The sequence below is a fragment of the Leucobacter exalbidus genome (genome assembly GCF_017834145.1).
Taxonomy (GTDB): Bacteria; Actinomycetota; Actinomycetes; order Actinomycetales; family Microbacteriaceae; genus Leucobacter; species Leucobacter exalbidus.
Genome location: NZ_JAFIDA010000001.1, coordinates 2,186,872 through 2,203,408, shown reverse-complemented (window position 1 = coordinate 2,203,408; position 16,537 = coordinate 2,186,872). Strand labels below are relative to the sequence as shown.

At 63.5% G+C, this 16,537-nt stretch carries 14 protein-coding genes; 5 read left to right on the top strand and 9 right to left on the bottom strand.

Annotation, left to right across the window (positions count from 1 at the left end):
- The first annotated feature begins 27 nt into the window (after positions 1–27).
- A protein-coding gene (locus JOF28_RS10025; RefSeq protein ID WP_209705613.1) for an IS5 family transposase occupies positions 28–925 on the top strand; the annotation gives its coding sequence in 2 pieces (ribosomal slippage) (positions 28–384 and positions 386–925; 897 coding nt in all).
- Positions 926–1,454: 529 nt separating this feature from the next.
- On the opposite strand, the gene JOF28_RS10020 is transcribed toward JOF28_RS10025, so the two are convergent.
- From JOF28_RS10020 to JOF28_RS10005, 4 genes are read right to left on the bottom strand one after another with little or no spacing between them, the layout of a single operon-like run.
- Complete coding sequence (locus JOF28_RS10020; RefSeq protein ID WP_342452144.1) at positions 1,455–2,249, bottom strand: IclR family transcriptional regulator domain-containing protein; 795 nt, start codon at positions 2,247–2,249, stop codon at positions 1,455–1,457.
- A 9-nt stretch (positions 2,250–2,258) separates the two neighbouring features.
- Positions 2,259–3,428, bottom strand: coding sequence for a thiolase family protein (locus JOF28_RS10015; RefSeq protein ID WP_209705628.1), 1,170 nt, complete (start codon positions 3,426–3,428; stop codon positions 2,259–2,261).
- 31 nt (positions 3,429–3,459) lie between these two features.
- Positions 3,460–4,110 carry a 3-oxoacid CoA-transferase subunit B gene (locus tag JOF28_RS10010; RefSeq protein WP_245189924.1) on the bottom strand — a complete coding sequence of 217 codons (651 nt, stop codon included), beginning with the start codon at positions 4,108–4,110 and terminating at the stop codon, positions 3,460–3,462.
- Positions 4,110–4,877 carry a 3-oxoacid CoA-transferase subunit A gene (locus tag JOF28_RS10005; protein WP_209705627.1) on the bottom strand — a complete coding sequence of 256 codons (768 nt, stop codon included), beginning with the start codon at positions 4,875–4,877 and terminating at the stop codon, positions 4,110–4,112. Before JOF28_RS10005 ends, JOF28_RS10010 begins: the two co-directional genes overlap by 1 nt.
- Positions 4,878–5,100: 223 nt before the next feature.
- Between JOF28_RS10005 and JOF28_RS10000 the strand changes: the two genes are divergently transcribed.
- Positions 5,101–6,264 carry a PoNe immunity protein domain-containing protein gene (locus tag JOF28_RS10000; RefSeq protein ID WP_209705626.1) on the top strand — a complete coding sequence of 388 codons (1,164 nt, stop codon included), beginning with the start codon at positions 5,101–5,103 and terminating at the stop codon, positions 6,262–6,264.
- 34 nt (positions 6,265–6,298) lie between these two features.
- On the opposite strand, the gene JOF28_RS14830 is transcribed toward JOF28_RS10000, so the two are convergent.
- A complete protein-coding gene (locus JOF28_RS14830; protein WP_342452143.1) occupies positions 6,299–7,666 on the bottom strand; it encodes an NAD(P)-binding domain-containing protein in 1,368 nt (455 codons plus the stop codon).
- A 206-nt stretch (positions 7,667–7,872) separates the two neighbouring features.
- Here JOF28_RS14830 and JOF28_RS09990 point away from each other — a divergent pair, with 206 nt between their 5' ends.
- Complete coding sequence (locus JOF28_RS09990) at positions 7,873–8,772, top strand: TIGR01777 family oxidoreductase (protein ID WP_209705624.1); 900 nt, start codon at positions 7,873–7,875, stop codon at positions 8,770–8,772.
- A gap of 74 nt (positions 8,773–8,846) precedes the next feature.
- Here the strand turns inward: JOF28_RS09990 and JOF28_RS09985 are convergent, their stop codons facing one another.
- Genes JOF28_RS09985 through JOF28_RS09970 form a run of 4 tightly spaced genes read right to left on the bottom strand, consistent with a single transcriptional unit; the run spans position 8,847 to position 13,437 of the window.
- The gene (locus JOF28_RS09985; protein ID WP_209705623.1) at positions 8,847–10,193 is read right to left on the bottom strand and encodes a cryptochrome/photolyase family protein; all 1,347 of its coding nucleotides are present in this window, start codon (positions 10,191–10,193) and stop codon (positions 8,847–8,849) included.
- A 54-nt stretch (positions 10,194–10,247) separates the two neighbouring features.
- Entirely contained in the window at positions 10,248–11,075 is an 828-nt protein-coding gene (locus JOF28_RS09980; RefSeq protein ID WP_209705622.1) for an anti-sigma factor, read from the bottom strand.
- The gene (locus JOF28_RS09975; protein ID WP_209705621.1) at positions 11,072–11,671 is read right to left on the bottom strand and encodes a sigma-70 family RNA polymerase sigma factor; all 600 of its coding nucleotides are present in this window, start codon (positions 11,669–11,671) and stop codon (positions 11,072–11,074) included. Before JOF28_RS09975 ends, JOF28_RS09980 begins: the two co-directional genes overlap by 4 nt.
- A gap of 44 nt (positions 11,672–11,715) precedes the next feature.
- Positions 11,716–13,437, bottom strand: a complete 1,722-nt coding sequence (locus JOF28_RS09970; RefSeq protein WP_209705620.1) for a cytochrome c biogenesis protein DipZ — start codon at positions 13,435–13,437, stop codon at positions 11,716–11,718.
- A 175-nt stretch (positions 13,438–13,612) separates the two neighbouring features.
- Here JOF28_RS09970 and JOF28_RS09965 point away from each other — a divergent pair, with 175 nt between their 5' ends.
- Positions 13,613–14,272, top strand: a complete 660-nt coding sequence (locus tag JOF28_RS09965) for a fasciclin domain-containing protein (RefSeq protein WP_209705619.1) — start codon at positions 13,613–13,615, stop codon at positions 14,270–14,272.
- A 296-nt stretch (positions 14,273–14,568) separates the two neighbouring features.
- Positions 14,569–16,524, top strand: coding sequence for an AMP-dependent synthetase/ligase (locus JOF28_RS09960; RefSeq protein ID WP_342452142.1), 1,956 nt, complete (start codon positions 14,569–14,571; stop codon positions 16,522–16,524).
- Positions 16,525–16,537: the final 13 nt, after the last annotated feature.

Here is a 16,537-nt window from a genome sequence, read left to right as displayed (position 1 = left end):
TGGGGTGGAGTCTGGGATCGTTGATGCGTGTCAAGATTCCAGCTCCTCAACGATGACCAGTGGAACCTGATTTCGGGATCGCTTCCTGGCCCGACTGGTCGACAAGGGCGCCCCTATGCCGATGCCCGCACCATGGTCGAGGGCATCATTTATCGCTACCGGTGCGGCATTGCTTGGCGTGATCTTCCTGCCGCGTTCGGACCTTGGCAGACAGTGTGGCGGTGGCATCGCCGCATGGCCGCAGACGGCACCTGGGATGCCCTCCTTGGCCAATTGATGGCGGAGGCAGATGCTGCCGGAATGGTTGATTGGTCGATTTCGGTGGACTCCACGATCGCTCGCGCGCATCAGCACGCAACGAACGTGACGCGCCTAAAAAAGGGATACATCGAATTACAAGAATCTGCTGACCGAGCCGCTTGATCATGCGGTGGGTCGTTCTCGCGGCGGCCTCTCGACTAAAATTCATCAGCTCGTAGACGGCAACGGGTTGCCGCTGGTGACTGTCTGCACGGCCGGGCAAGACGGCGATTCGCCGATGTTATTGCCGCTGCTTGAGATTCTGCGTGTGGAACGAACCGGGCCTGGCAGGCCGCGCACTCGCCCGGACGCGGTCCGCGGCGACAAGGCATACTCGTCTCGCGCAATTCGCGCCCATCTACGCGAGCGCAGCATTGAGGCGGTCATCCCTGAACCGAGAGACCAGATCGGGCATCGCAAACGCCGCGGAAGTCAGGGCGGTCGCCCACCCAAACTCGACGCCGAGAACTATCGAGGACGTAACGTGATCGAGCGACGGTTCTGCCACGTGAAACAGTGGCGAGGCATCGCAACCCGGTACGACAAACTGTCGTTGACGTACCGGGCAGCAGTGTTACTTCACGCGGTCATCGCCTGGACACAACATTTACGAGACATGCCCTAGCACCCGCCGGCACGTCAGTTAAGCCAGCCGGGCTGCAGCGTACTTGCGCATATTCATACTGCCCGTCTCTACCCACACCGCGAAATGCACAATATGCTACATGATCGCGTCAACATGTACCCCACCACCCAGCCGTTGATGCCAGTCTTTCTACGCATGCTGCGCGCAAAACACGGTAAACGCATCGGCATACTCACCGCTCGATCAACTCGAACAACATCGACCGCAGACTCTCATCTGACAGGTCCAGGAGTCCCTCATCAAACATAAGAATTTTGAACGCGGCGTACTTCCGCAAGAACTTTTCCCTCCCGCCTGTCTTGTGTTTCGCGTTCGCCCATACCTCTTCACGATCAGGCATGCGTATGTAGCAGGCCCGCTACAAACGCTGACAAGCTGCCCTTGCTAACGCGCGCTGACTGGCGCGCTGCGCGCGTCATTGGCAACAAGATGGACACCCCATTTCAAGAATTTGCTCCAGTCCCTTGGTTTTGCCCCCTAATAGGGCGAGCCGAGCAAGCCACCACCACTACAGCAGGCGCAGATCAACCTCAATGTCGGCGGCGGCGGCGAGCGCGAGCGGAAGGTGGTGCTCCATGAGGTGTTCGACCGAGTCGCGCGTCGCGCTCGTCGAAATGTTTACCGCGGCAACCACCCGCCCGTCACGCCCCCGAATAGGCACGGCGATAGATCTGAGGCCCTCTTCGAGTTCACCATCATTGAGTGCCCAGCCCCGGTCGCGCACCTGCGCGAACTCGGCGAGCAACTCGTCGGTGCGAGTGAGGGTGCGGTCGGTGAGCTGTCGCGGGGGCTCGGCGACGAGGGCATCGAGTGTGTCTTGGTCCGACGCAAAAGCGAGCAGCACACGCCCCATGCTGGTCGCGTACGCAGGAAATCGCGTGCCGATGCTGATGCGCACGCTCATGATGCGCCGCGCGGGCACGCGGGCAACGTAGACGATGTCGCTGCCCGAGAGCACGGCTGCAGAGACCGACTCCCCTACCTCGGCCGACAGCCGTTCGAGGTGCGGCTGCATCACCTCGGGCAGGCTGAGCGCCGAAAGGTAACTGAATCCGAGTTCGAGCACGCGGGGGGCCAGCATGAAGCTGCGACCCGTCGCGTAGACATAGCCGAGAGTTTCGAGGGTGCGCAGGAAGCGGCGCGCGGCGGCGGCAGGCATCTCACTGCGACGGGCCACCTCGCTGAGGCTAAGCTCGGGGTGGTCGCTGTCGAACGCTTTAATGACGGCGAGGCCGCGCGCGAGGGACTGCACGAAGTCGGCCGACGCAGGCTCCGCCGACCGACTCGTTACAGGTTTATTCACGCATCCACACTACCGCTCAAGCACGATAGCGAGGCCCTGGCCCACGCCGATGCAGATCGCGACGACGGCGACACCGCCCCCGCGGCGCTTCAGCTCGTGCGCAGCGTGGCCAATGATGCGGCCACCCGAAGCACCGAGCGGGTGCCCGATGGCGAGAGCGCCACCGTGCGGGTTGAGCTTCGCCAGGTCGAGGTCGGGCCAGCCCTTGAGACAAGCGAGTGACTGTGACGCGAACGCCTCGTTCAGTTCGACAAAGTCGACGTCGGCCCAGGTCTTGCCCGCGCGCGCGAGCGCCTTGTTGGCCGCCTCGATGGGGGCGGTCGGAAACTGGTTGGGGTCGACGCCGTGTGCTGCGCGACCGGTGACGCGCGCGAGCGGTTCGGCGTCGAGCACCCCCTCGCGCCCGAGCAGCACGGCCGAAGCACCGTCGTTAATCGATGACGAGTTGCCCGCAGTGACGCTGCCGTCGGCGGCGAACAGCGGTTTCAGGGTCGCGAGCTTCTCAACGGTCGACCCGTCGCGAATGCCCTCGTCGCGCGCCAGCTCGGCGCCAGGCACCTGCACGATCTCGGCATCATAGTGCCCCGCAGCCCACGCCTCGGCGGCGAGCTTGTGCGAACGTACGGCAAACTGATCTTGCGCCTCGCGGGTGATGCCCCACTCGCGCGCAGTCTGCTCGGCAGCCTCGCCGTTCGAGACAGTCCAGTGGACGGGCAGCGCGCGGTTGGTCATGCGCCATCCGATCGAGGTGTTCCACATCGTCTGGTTGCCAACGGCCTGCCACGGCTTCGCCGCCTTCTCGACCACGAAGGGTGCGCGACTCATTGACTCGACGCCGCCCGCGAGAATCAGGTCTGCGTCACCCGATCCAATCGCCCGCGACCCCTGAATCACTGCCTCAACCGACGAGGCGCACAGTCGGTTGACGGTGACGCCGGTCACCGTGGTGGGAAACCCGGCGAGCAGCGCACCGAAGCGTGCCACGTTGCGGTTGTCTTCGCCCGCCTGGTTTGCATCGCCGAAGATCACGTCTTCGATGCGGGCCGGGTCGACACCAGTGCGGTCTACGGCTGCACGCATAACTACGGCAGCGAGGTCGTCGGGGCGTACGGTCGAGAGCGCTCCGCCGGCCCGACCGAACGGGGTGCGCACAGCGTCATAGATATAGGTGGTGGTCATTAGTAATCCTTGTCTTTCTGCGTGCGGGCGTTCATGCGCCGGTGCCGTCGGCGAGGGCGAGACCGGTCAGCTCATTCAGCGAGGCGACCGTGTTTTCGCCGAAGAGTTCGCGCACCGAGAAGCCATCGGGCGTGACGTCGAACACGGCGTGGTCGGTGTAGACGCGCGACACGCATCCGGCCCCCGTGAGCGGGTAGGTGCAGGCCGCGACGAGCTTCGAGTCACCCTGCTTCGTGAGCAGGTCGGTCATGACGTACACGTTCTTCGCGCCAATCGCGAGGTCCATCGCGCCACCCACCGCGGGAATCGCGCCGGGTGCGCCCGTCGACCAGTTCGCAAGGTCGCCAGTCTCGGCGACCTGAAACGCGCCCAGCACGCACACGTCGAGGTGGCCACCGCGCATCATGCCGAATGAGTCTGCGTGATGAAAATATGCGGCACCGAGGGCCGCGGTCACGGCCTGCTTGCCTGCGTTAATCAGATCGGGATCGACGCTGCCCGCCGCGGGTGCCTCGCCCATGCCGAGCATCCCGTTTTCGGTGTGAAGAATAATCTCTTCGTCTTCGGGTAGGTAGTTCGCGACCAGCGTGGGGGCGCCGATGCCCAGGTTGACGATGGAGCCCTCGGGAATATCTGCGGCGATGCGGGCTGCGAGGTCTTGTCGGCTGATTCGAGTGGTCATTATGCTGCCTCCCCTGCGGTCGATTTTGCTGCCGGATCGGCGGCCAGTTTGTTGCCTTCGAGATCGACGCCGCCAACGAACTCACCGTTGCGCAGCCAGGGCCGCTCGCCGATAGCGACCACGCGGTCGACGTAGATGCCCGGGGTGACGACGTGCTCGGGGTTGATCGCGCCGAGTTCTACTGTCTGATCCACCTGCACGATGGTGGTTTTCGCAGCCGAGGCCATGATGGGGCCAAAGTTACGTGCGGTTTCACGATAGACGAGGTTGCCCCATCGGTCTGCCTGCAGCGCGCTGATCAGCGCAAAGTCTGCCCGGATCGGGTATTCGAGGGCGTACACGCGGCCGTCGATCTCGCGCGTCTCTTTACCCGCGGCAAGTTCGGTACCCACTCCCGTGGGTGTATAGAAGGCACCGATGCCTGCGCCAGCGGCTCTGATGCGCTCGGCGAGATTGCCCTGCGGCACGAGTTCGAGCTCGATATCGCCGTCACGGTACAGGCCGTCGAACACCCACGAGTCGCTCTGTCGCGGAAATGAGCAGATGATCTTCTTGACCCGTCGCTTCGCGAGCAATGCCGCGAGCCCAACGTCGCCGTTGCCGGCGTTATTGTTCACGATGGTGAGGTCGCTCGCCCCCTGCTCGATGAGGGCGTCGATCAACTCTACGGGCTGGCCTGCGCGGCCAAACCCACCAATCATCACCGTTGAACCGTCGGTGATTCCTGCCACCGCCGCTTCAACCGATGGCACGATCTTGTCTATCAACGTCTGCCTCCTTGCACGCCGCCACGGATGGGTTACCACCCGCTTACTTCCCTCACTTCTTTTCGTTGTGCGAAAAGAAGTTCGTGTATCGAATTGATGGTATCCCGAAAGCGTCTCGGAAGGAAGTCGCCGTAAAAATGCCGATCCGGCGAAGTGTGCTCTCATTCGTAACCGCACGTGACACAATCGTCAGCAGCAGGCACAACCAGTGAGGATCCCTCCGATGCGCAACGTTCCCGAAGACCATGCCTACTTCGACTACGCAATCGCCGAAATCGTGGCGTCGATCAACGAGATCCGGGGCGATATTGCGGCCCGCGAGACCCCCGACGCGCTCGCCGATTTTCTTGATTGGGACGAGCATCTCACCTTCAGCCTGAACCAGTTCAGCGCCATGTACTCCCGCGGCTACGAGCCCGAGCAGCTGCGGCCGGTGCTCTTGACCGCGATCGAGGCGGGCGACCGGGCCGCCCACGCCGCGGCTTACATCGACCGCGCGGCGTACCAGACCCGCACCGATATCGCCGACTATCGCACGTTCTTGTGGCTGTTGTCGCTCGCGGTTTCGATGGGTGTGACCGACGAGCAGTTTGCGGCTGCCCAGCGCGCCTCAGCCCCCGTGCACGGCGACCGCCTCATCGATTCGCTGATCGTGTGGCGCGACGCCGAGCACCCGGTGAGCCAGAAGCTGCTGTTTCCGAAGTCCACGCGCGTGCTCACCGAGACGTTTATTGTCGAGAATCCGGTGGCTGCGGTGGCGCGGCACCTCAATTCTTGGGGCGACGTCTGGAGGCGCGACGAGGTGCTGATCCCCTCAAATTCCGGATCGCCGAACCCCAAGTTCTATGGGTATTGGGCCTTCGAAGTGCTCGGTGTTCAGACCATCATGGGGCTCGACTCTTCGCTGTTCGAGCAGTATTCGGTGTATCCGGCGGCGATGCCCACGCATGTGCCCGAGCCGCAGCTGCCCGTGATCTGGGCGACCTCGCAGGCGAACCCCGCGGCCGATCTTGACCAGCTGGCGGTCTTTCCCATCGACTGGGAGGTCAGCGAAGTCGTGGAGCAGGTTGAGAAACTGCTGCGTGATCGCGGGCTACGCGGGTCCTTCTCTCCCATCGAGGAAGAAGCGTACGACTACGAGCTGATGGGGCCGCGTGAGGACGAACTCGAGGGGCATTTTGTCACGATCGGCCGCATGAACTTCGCGCTGCAGCCGTACGACTGGGTGCTCGCTCCGGTAGACCAGGGCGGCGACGACCACGCGGTCGGTGCGATGCCGCGTTACCGGCTCACAGAGTTTGAGACGCCGATGGACGCTCAGGGGTTTCCGTCGTTCGAGACGCCGGTTGTGCAGTGGGGCGAGGGCGACACCTTCACCAGGTTCTGACGCCCGGCGGCCCCGCGGGGCCGCCGGGGCCGCGCTACTGTGTGACCTGCGGCTTGGGTGTTTCCAGGTAGCGTTCGATTGAGTCATCGAACTCGTCAAGCCAGTCGGTGTGGTGGCGCACCGCCATCGTGCCCGTGATCACCGAGGGGTACGTGCAGTCGCGGTAGGTGAGAATATTCGCCTGCTTATCTGCCTTCCACGCCAGGAAGATGCGCACCACCTCGTCGAGGTCGAATGACGGGTAGTCGGTGGCGTCGATGAGGTCGCGAATGTAGTCGGCCTGGAACTGCACCTGCTGCGCGACCGTTTGGGCCGCCTCGAAGCGTTCGAGCCATGCCCGCGCATGCTCTGCCCGCGCCTCAGCACTCGGCAGCTCTGCACGTCCCAGAATCAGGTCGCGCACGTACCACGCCTGCGCGTCAAACATGTTGAAGGTAAACCACTGGTCTTGCGCGCCCAAGTAGCACAGACCCGGGTTGTTTTGCCACACAACGCCGCGATACAGTCCCTCGGGGTACAGATTATTGGGCGATTCAATGTGCAACTCCCGTGACAAAAACGGGTAGTGATGCAGGTACCCGGTGCACAAGATCACCGTGTCGAATTCGCGAACCTGTCCGTCTACGAACGTTGCTGTCTGACCGTCAAAGCCGACGATTTCAGGCACCTCTTGCATGCCCTCGGGCCAGGCAAAGCCCTGTGGCTGCGAGCGGTAGCTCATGGTGACCTGCTGCGCACCCATCTTGTGAGCTTGCACGCCGATGTCTTCGGCCGAATAGGAGCCACCGATCAGTAAGACGCGTTTGTCTTTCAGCCGCTCAGCACCACGAAATTCGTGGGCATGAATCACTTCGCCGGGGAATGTCTCGATGCCGGTGAAGTTAGGAACATTGGGGAACGCGAAGTGACCGGTGGCGACGATGACCTCATCGAACGTCTCGCGTACCGTTTCTTTGGTACGCAGGTTGTCCACGGTCACCGTGAACTGCGCTGCTTCTTCGCTGTAATCCACCCAGCGCACCGCGTGAGCGAACCGTACGCGAGCCTTCACACCCGACTGCATTGCCCGGCCGTTGATGTAGTCCCACAGCACCTCGCGTGGAGGGTAGGACGAGATGGGCCGGCCGAAGTGATCGTCGAAGGTGTACTCGGCGAACTCGAGCGCCTCTTTGGGCCCGTTCGACCAGAGGTTTCGGTACATGCTTGAGTGCACCGGCTCACCGTAGTGATCAGTGCCAGTGCGCCACGAGAAGTTCCACTGGCCGCCCCAGTCGTCTTGCTTCTCGTAGCAAATGATTTCAGGGTTCGTGTCGCCCTGGAGCTCCGCTGCCGCGAATGCTCGCAGGGCCGCCATACCGCTGGGCCCCGCTCCGATAATCGCAATTCTCTTTTGCTGTCGCACTTAAACCTTTCGAGCAGAGGGGCTCTCCCCCGGCCATCAATGTTTTGTTTTTCAAGAGTTCTCTACTCGTGCGCGAACCCGAAAAATACCGTCATCGTCGACGCACAGCAGTCTTCCACTCTATGGGAAACACCTGAAAGGCCTATTGGCCGGGCTATCTGAACGCCGTTAGGCTCGCTGCAACGAACCCCTTTGGGAGGCACCAAATGAATAGCAGAATCGTCATATCTGGCGCTAGCGGCCTCATTGGCCGCGCGTTCACCGATTCACTTCGTAGCGACGGCATCGATGTCATCTGGCTCGTCAGGCGACCAGCCGAAAACCCGACCGAGGTGGAGTGGCACCCCGGGGCACACGAGCTAGACCCCGGGGTGCTCGACGGAGCCTCTGCCGTGGTGAACCTCAATGGCGCAAGCATCGGCAAGCTGCCCTGGACAAAGAGCTACCGTGAGACCCTGCTGCGTTCGCGCGTTCTGCCCACCCGCACACTCGCCACGGCACTGCGCGCACTGGGCCCGGGCGCCCCGATGTTCCTGTCGGCCTCTGCCGTGGGAATCTACGGTAGCCAGCCTGGCCTGACGCTCACCGAAGCGAGCAACCCGGGCGACACATTTCTCGCTCAACTCACTGCTCGGTGGGAGCGCGAAGCGCTCGAGGCGGGGCCCGAAGTGCCCGTCGCGCTGCTGCGCACAGCCTCCATTTTGCACCCGCAGGCAGTGCTCAAACCGCTCATTCCGCTCGCCCGGTTTGGCCTGCTGGGGCCGCTGGGCTCAGGCCGCCAGATCTGGCCGTGGATCTCGCTCGAGGACGAGGTGCGCGCAATTCGCCACATTCTTCAGCACCGGATCACGGGCCCCGTGAATCTCACGGGCCCCGAGCCCGCGAGCGCAACCACCATCGGCCGCCACCTGGCCCGGCGCATGCATCGCCCGTTTCTGGTGCCCGCCCCCGCCTGGGCGCTGCGGCTGGGGCTCGGCCGCACCGCGGCCGACTCGCTGCTGCTCGCCGATGCCCGGGTGCAGCCTAGGGTGCTCACCAAAACGGGCTTCAGCTTCACCCACGCCACAGCGGCGGGCGCAATCGACGCGGCGCTCACAGACCGGTAAGAGCCGCTGTAGCCTGCGTCGGGCGGACTGCGCAACAGCTGGGCAAACAGCTGCGCGCGCGACCTCCTCGCCTGTTACGCAGGCGGCGCGTGCCGCACTACGTCGTACCCCGCAAGCGCGCGCACGCGGGTCGCGCGCAGGTCCACGATTTCTGGGTGCAACAGGCTCTCGGGAGCCCACTGATCGGCATACCTTCGTTCCGGATCAAACTTCGCAAGCTGCGTGCTCGGGTTGAACACCCGAAAGTACGGTGCTGAATCGACGCCGCAGCCGGCCACCCACTGCCAGTTAAACGGGTTGCTCGCCGCGTCGGCATCAACGAGGGTGTCCCAGAACCACGCCTCGCCCACGCGCCAGTCGATCAGCAGGTTCTTGGTGAGGAACGATGCCACGACCATGCGCACACGGTTGTGCATGATGCCGGTACGCCACAGTTCTTGCATGCCCGCATCAACGAGCGGGAACCCGGTCTGGCCGCGCTGCCACGCAGTGAGGTCTTCCGCGTAGTCCTGCTCCTCACGCCACGGGAACGCGTCGAAGCGGCGATCAAGCCCGCGCAGGTGCAGGTCTGAGTGTGCGAACGCGGTGTGCGCGGCGAACTCACGCCACCCCAGTTCAGACAGAAACTTGCCGACGTTGGCACCCGATTCAAGCGCAACGTGCCAAACCGTGCGGGGGCTGATCTCGCCCCAGCGCAGATAGGGAGAGAGGCCTGATCCGGCATCGATTGAGGGGGTGTCTCGCTTGGCCTCGTAGGTGGCGGCCCGGTCGCGCAGAAAGCTGCGCAGCTGCGCAACCGCGGCCGCCTCCCCCACGTCCCAGCGCCCGGCAATCTCGCCGCACCAGCGGGCCGCCCCGCGCCGCAGCTCCCAGTCGGCAAGATCATCGCTCGCGGGTTGCGCGGCGGCGGCTTGCCCGTGGGCAGGTTCGGGCAGCGGCTTGGCGGGCGCCGGGGCCGCGAGGCAGGCGCGCCAAAACGGCGAATACACGCGGTAGAGATCGCCCGTGCGGGTGGTGATCTGACCTGGCTCGAAGAGCAGCCCACCCCGAAACGAGTGCGCCTCGACGCCGTCAGCGCGCAGCCGCTGCTTCAGCTCAGCATCGTGGTGGCGTTCAGCTCCGTAGCGCCTGTTCCACAGCACCCGCCCCGCGCCGCTCTCGGCCACGACCTGTGGCACCACCTGGGCAGCGGTACCCCGGCGCAGAATCAACGGAATGCCCCGCTCAGCGAGCACCGCGCTCAGCCGGGTGAGTGACTCGTGCAGCCACCAGCGCGCGGCGCCACCCAGGGGCCTGATCCCCTCAGATTCCTCATCAAGCAGGTACAGCGCCACGATGCCCTCGGGGTCCTCGCACCCCGCGGCGAGCGCGGGGTGGTCGGCAATTCTGAGGTCATCTCGAAACCACACGAGCGTTGTCATTCGAGTCCCCTCATCACACCGATAGCTTGCACAGCCGCCCCGGAGCGATCTCCCCTACGCTGAATCAACCGCGAGAATGGGGTCGGTCGTGGGCAGACCGTCGGGCGAACCGCCGCGATCCTCAATCGTCACGGCCACGACGTCGCCGGGCTCGAACCCTTCAACGATCGCTGCGGTATCCCTGGCGTGATCAGCCTTGACGACGCCGCGTGAGATCGGCTCACCGTCACGCACGATCCAGAGCTCGAAATCGTGGTCGGCAGACAGCTCGGGCAGCCCCTCAGCCAAGAACACGGTGCTCTGTTCGGCCTCAGACCAGTGCAGCGTCGCGCGCCCCTGCCCATCAAACGCCGCCGAAACGGTGCTGAGGTCTGGGGCTGCGGCAACCTGCTCGAGCGCGACGGCGACCGGATCAACAGGCGTCAGAGATGCACGTATCGCGGGCGTTAACGTCAGCGCCAGCAGCACCGCCGCCGAGGCGGCGAGCGCAAACCACCCGGCTCGTCGCTTCTTGTTGGAACCTTGAACCGCTGCGACGTCTGCGTCCTCGGAACCGCCCGCGTGCGCCGATTCAGCAGCGGGCGCGCCAGGCACGCCAGCCACATCAGGCGCAACAGGCACAGCAGGCGCTTTGGTTTCACCGGCGGGCAGGTCCTGCGAGGCACTCATGATCGCGTCGAGAATGGAAGCACGAAGTGGCGCGGGCGGTTCGACCTCTTCGGTCAGTTCGCCCAATGCCGCCGCGGTTTCGCGGTCAGCGTCAACGATGTGGGTCCACTCGGGGTGCGTCGCCCAGGCCGCAGAGAACTGCTGTTCTTCTTCGGGTGAGAGGGCGTGGAGCGCACGCGCCGCAGAGAGCTCACGGAACTCTGTTTCGTTCATCTCGTGGCCTCCAATACAGCTCGCAGTTTGGTGAGTCCGTCTCGAATACGGGCTTTTACGGTGCCCAGCGGCGCTCCCACGAGCACCGCCACTTCGCGTTGGCTGTAGCCGCCGAAGTATGCCAGTACGATCGCTTGGCGCTGGGGTTCAGGAAGCTCATTGAGCCCGTGAACGGCGGTTGAACCATCCACGATGAGTTCCACTTCTTCTTCGACTCCCGGTGGGGATGTGGCCAGTTCTTTGGCTCCTGCGACTACATCACGTCGCCGCTCTGCGTGCACCGCGCGCACCCGGTCGACTGCCCGGCGATGCGCAATTGTTAGCACCCATGATCGTGCGTGCCCGCGCTCGGGGTTGAAGTTTGCGGCCGACTGCCACGCCTCGAGAAACACCTCTTGCAGGACTTCTTCGCTCTGCGAGCGATCGACGAGCACACGAAGAATCAGGCCAAAGACGCGGGCAGAGAGCAGATCATAGAACCGCCCGAATGCCTGCCTGTCTCCCTGCCCGGCACGCGCAAGGGCATCATCGGCAGGGTCAGCGAGTTCGCCGTCCTCCGGTATATCAATCCCATCGATTACCATCTCCACCATCATGGCTTACTCACCTCCCCCGTGTCCTGTGTGTTTGTGCGCGAGTGTTATCCGAATGTGAATGAGTAAAGGTTCAGCCCCTGCGGTACTCGCAGCTCAAGCACACCCTCGGTCGGGTCACCAGGACCGACGAGCTGGTACGACTGCGGGGCGCCGCTGACTTTCACCTTGTGCACCTCACCTCCCGGCAACACCGCTTCGAGCGCGCCTTCACCGGCGACCACTACGCGAGTCTCTTGCGCCCGATAGTTCAGGCGCACGGTGCCCCCGGACTCGGCAGTGGGGGTGGCGTACTGGGTGGCGATGTTCCACGCCCCCTCGAGCGCGAAGGTATCGACGGCTTGCTGTTCGGGAAGCACGAAGTCGTTGTCACCCGGGCGATAGTCACCGGGACCCGCATAGTTTCGATCCTTTGACGAGCCTAGAAACGTTTCCGCGGTCGTGCTGCCCAGCTCGGGCGTTGCATCAGCGATGTCAGTCTTCTGTGGCAGCTTGATGCCGGGGTTCGCATCGGTCAGCAGCTCCCTGATGAGCCGCTCCGTGGTGTCATATTCTCCCTCGCCAAAGTAGATGTGTCGCACGGTGCCCGTGGCATCAATGAGGTAGCGGGCGGGCCAGTATCGGTTGCGGTAGTTCGTCCAGGTCGCAAGATTGTTGTCGAGCGCGACGGGGTATTCGATGCCGAACTTCTTAGCACCGGCGCTGACGTTCGCGGTCTCTTTCTCAAACGCGTACTCGGGTGAGTGCACGCCGATCACAGTGAGCCCCGCATCTCGATACGTTTCGTCCCACGCGACCAGGTGCGGAATCGACCGTTGGCAGTTGATGCACGAGTAGGCCCAGAAATCAACCAGCACGACTTGACCCCGCAGTTCTTCCAGGTCAATGGCGGCCCCGTCAGGGGTGTTAATCCAGGTGTCGATGCCTTTCAGCGGCGGCGCAATACCGCACGAATGCAGCGTTTCTGGGTCTTCCATGCAGTTGTCGAGCTCGCGATTCTCATCGGTCACGAGGCCGCCGAGGCTGAGCGCCCGCTGCCCGGCATCACTGTCTGCGAGCTCCTTCTGGAGCCCCGCGGTGTAGTCGGGAATCAGGCGCTGCAGCGCCTGGGGAACATCGAAGGCGAGTCCGGTGGCGAGCGCGATGAGCGCGATGCCCCCCGTGATCCGGATCGCGCGTTCGCGCTTCCTGAAGCCGCGAATGCGCTGGGCCACGCTGCTGCCGGCGAGGGCAAACACGAGCAGTGGCACCGCGACGCCGATCGCGAAAGAGAGCGTGAGCAACACCGTTTCGGTGCCGATCGTGCCGGTGGCGCCGGCCACGATGATCGCGGCGAGCACGGGGCCGGCGCACGGCACGAAGACCGTGCCGAGGGCTAGACCCATTCCAAACCCGTTGCCGCCGTCACCCACTTTGCGGCGCGGGAGCCGTTGAAACGGCTTTTCGAGCAGCTGCTCGAAACCGGGGAACAGCATTCCGACGCCGATGAGCAGCAGCACGCCGACCCCAACCCAGCGAATCGTCGATTGCGGAATCGACAGCAGCCCCAGCAGCAGCGAGCCCAGCATCGTCACCACCGAGAAGCTGACGACTAGGCCGCCGATGATCCAGAATGGCCGGCTGCGCTTGGCGGGGATCACCTCGGGGGTCTTGCCCGGCACAGCAGGTTTTGCGCCCGCGGTCAAGAAGATGACCGGGAGCACCGGCAGAATGCAGGGCGAGATGCCGGTGATCAGGCCGCCCAGCAATCCAATAAGCACGATATCCATGAGTGCACCTTTCTCGTTACTGGGGTATTCGGAACCCGGGGGCATTTGGATTGCGGCGACGCCCGTTTCGGGCCCGAAAACTTTTTTAAAAACTTTCCAATCCACTTTTTCGAGGGCTCCGAAGTGCTCGATAAGCCGCGGGAATCCGTGGAAACGAAATTCTGAGGAGGAACTCATGTTCGCTAAGAAGGCTGTCGGCACCGCATTTGCATTGACGCTCATCGGGGCTGCAACGCTCACCGGCTGTTCAATGGACTCAACGGATGAGCCCAAGGTAGACACCATGCAGGAGCAGGAAGTTACTGAGGAGATGACCACTGAGATGGATCCCGCAGCGAACCTGGTGGGCCCGGGCTGCGCGGCATACGCAGAAGCGGTGCCCGATGGCGCCGGATCAATCATGGGAATGTCTCAGGACCCGGTAGCGGTTGCGGCATCAAACAATCCGCTCCTCACCACGCTCGTGTCAGCTGTCAGCGGTCAGTTGAACCCGGATGTTGATCTCGTGGAGACGCTCAACGGTGGCGAGTTCACCGTGTTCGCCCCGGTCGATGACGCGTTCGGCAAGATCGATGCCGGCACCATCGATACACTCAAGACCGACAGTGATCTACTCTCGTCGATTCTGACCTACCACGTAGTCCCCGGGCAGATCGAGCCCGCTGACATTGCCGGCATGCACGAGACCGTGAACGGCGCAGAGCTTGAGGTGACCGGTTCGGGTGATGATCTCAAGGTCAACGACGTCAGCGTGGTGTGCGGCGGCGTGCAGACGGCCAACGCTGTTGTCTACCTCGTAGACACCGTGCTGATGCCCCCCGCCACCGAGAACTAAACCCCAGCACACGTTTTTTGCATCGTAAGTTCGCGGACGCGTGAGAAGCACCGCGTGACCCTGTTTCGTTTGGGTCACGCGGTGCTTCTTGGTTTCAAACCACTGGCACAGAGCGTAGGGATCTCACCGGGAAACTGAGCAACGGGGTGATCACTGTTGCCAAGTTGTTTACATTTAGATACAGTATCCATATAGTTACGAATCCGGTGTGGTTCAGACGCCCTGAGCCGCACCGGTTCGCGAGACGAAGCACCGACGACTTTGCACATCTTCTTCATTACGATCGGAGCACTCCCGTGAACGAGCCCTTCCCTTCGCCCAACCATGCAGGGCCCAGCCTCAATGAACGGCACACGCCTGCGCAGGCGCCGACAGGCCCCCACGTCGCCTCCAAAAATTCTTCAACCCCCCAGCTGGTCGACATATCAGGCGTACAAAACGTCACCGATCTGCTGGTGAACCGGTTCAAGCAGGCACCGCAGCACATCGCTTTTGAAGCCCGCTCCCACGGCGCCAGCCTGAGCGCACCCTGGCGCCAGATCAGCACAAGCGAGTTCATGGACGAGGTCGCTGCAGCGGCTCGCGGCCTCATCGCCAGCGGCGTACAGGCTGGCGACCGAGTACTCATCATGGCGCAAACCCAGTACCTGTGGGCCGTCGCCGACCACGCCGCACTCTTTACCGGCGCGGTGGTCGTGCCGGTGTATGACACCGCCTCCGACGAACAATTGCGGGCAATCATTATCGACGCGCAGCCCGCGGCCGCCTTTGCCGGAGACGATGTCATTGCGCGACGTTTGGCGGCAGCCGCCACCTATGCCAACGGCTCGACAGTGGCCACGTGGGTGTTCGACTACGCACCGCACTCGGCAAGAACAGGCGATGTCGGCTCGATGACCGAACTGGCAGCCCTCGGCACCCTCGTCACACCAGACGAGCTCGAAACTCGTCGCGTGACCGCCGCGCTCGATGATATTGCGACGATCGTGTACACCTCGGGAACCACCGGCACCCCCAAGGGCGCACTCATCACCCACCGCAACCTCGTGGGACAGGTGCTCAACACCGCCGATGCCTACCGCGAGGTCGTCAAGGAGAGCGGCAATACGATTCTCTTCCTGCCACTCACGCACGTGCTCGGGCGCGCACTGCAGCTCATTTGCGTGGCAAACGGTATGCGGGTCGCGCACCTCTCCAACCCCAAGGACGTCGTGCAGGCGCTCGCCATTTTGCAGCCCACGTTCCTCGTGGTGGTACCGCGCGTGCTCGAAAAAATTCAGGCCGCTGCGGCAGCTTCGGCGCGACAGAAGAAGGTTGAACCGCTGTGGTCGGCCGCCGTCACCGTCGCGCAGAGCTGGGGCGTGCACCTCGAGAACCTCGACCAGCACCAGGCGACCCGAGCGCCGATTTGGCTGCGCGTGCAGCGCGCAGTCTTCGACCGCCTGTTCTACAAGCGCCTGCGCGCGGTCATGGGCAACCGGATCGAATATCTGCTGTCTGGCGCCGCAACCCTGCAACCCGAACTGGCGCGCTTCTTTCGGGGCATCGGCGTTCCCGTCATCGAGGGCTACGGCCTCACCGAGACCACCGCTCCCCTCACTGGCGGTCGCCCCGGCAGTCTCGTCGCCGGCAATGTCGGCAGGCCGCTCCCCGGTAACTCCGTCAGAATCTCAGAAAACGGCGAGGTGCTCGCCCAGGGCGTGGGCGTATTCGCGGGCTACCGCGACCAAGCTCAGAACGCGGCCGCCTTCGTTGACGGCTACTTTCGCACCGGTGACCTCGGAAAGCTGCACGCTGACGGTTCGCTCAGCCTGCACGGGCGCCTCAAGCACGTTATCGTCACCTCCACCGGCTACACCGTGTCGCCAGAGGCCTGGGAACAGGCGGTAGAGGCTCACCCCCTCGTGGCCCACGCCACCCTCGTAGGCACGGACCGCCCGTACCTCACCGCCCTCCTTGTGCTCGACCAAGAAGCCACCGCCGCCTGGTTCAAATCACTCGACATGCCTGTCCCAAGCGCAGTTACCACGGCAGACGTTGCCGTGTGTAACGACGTACAGCTCACCGCCGAACTCGCGCACGCTGTCGAAGCGGCCAACGCGTCTGTCTCACCGTCACAGCGTGTGCAGTACTGGCGCAACATCTCGATCGGCGAAGACGCCACTGACCGCTTCGTCACACCCACAATGAAGCTCAAGCGCCAGGCCCTCGTCGCCGAACTGACGTCCGTCGTTGACGAGCTATACCGCTAACCCCTAACTTACT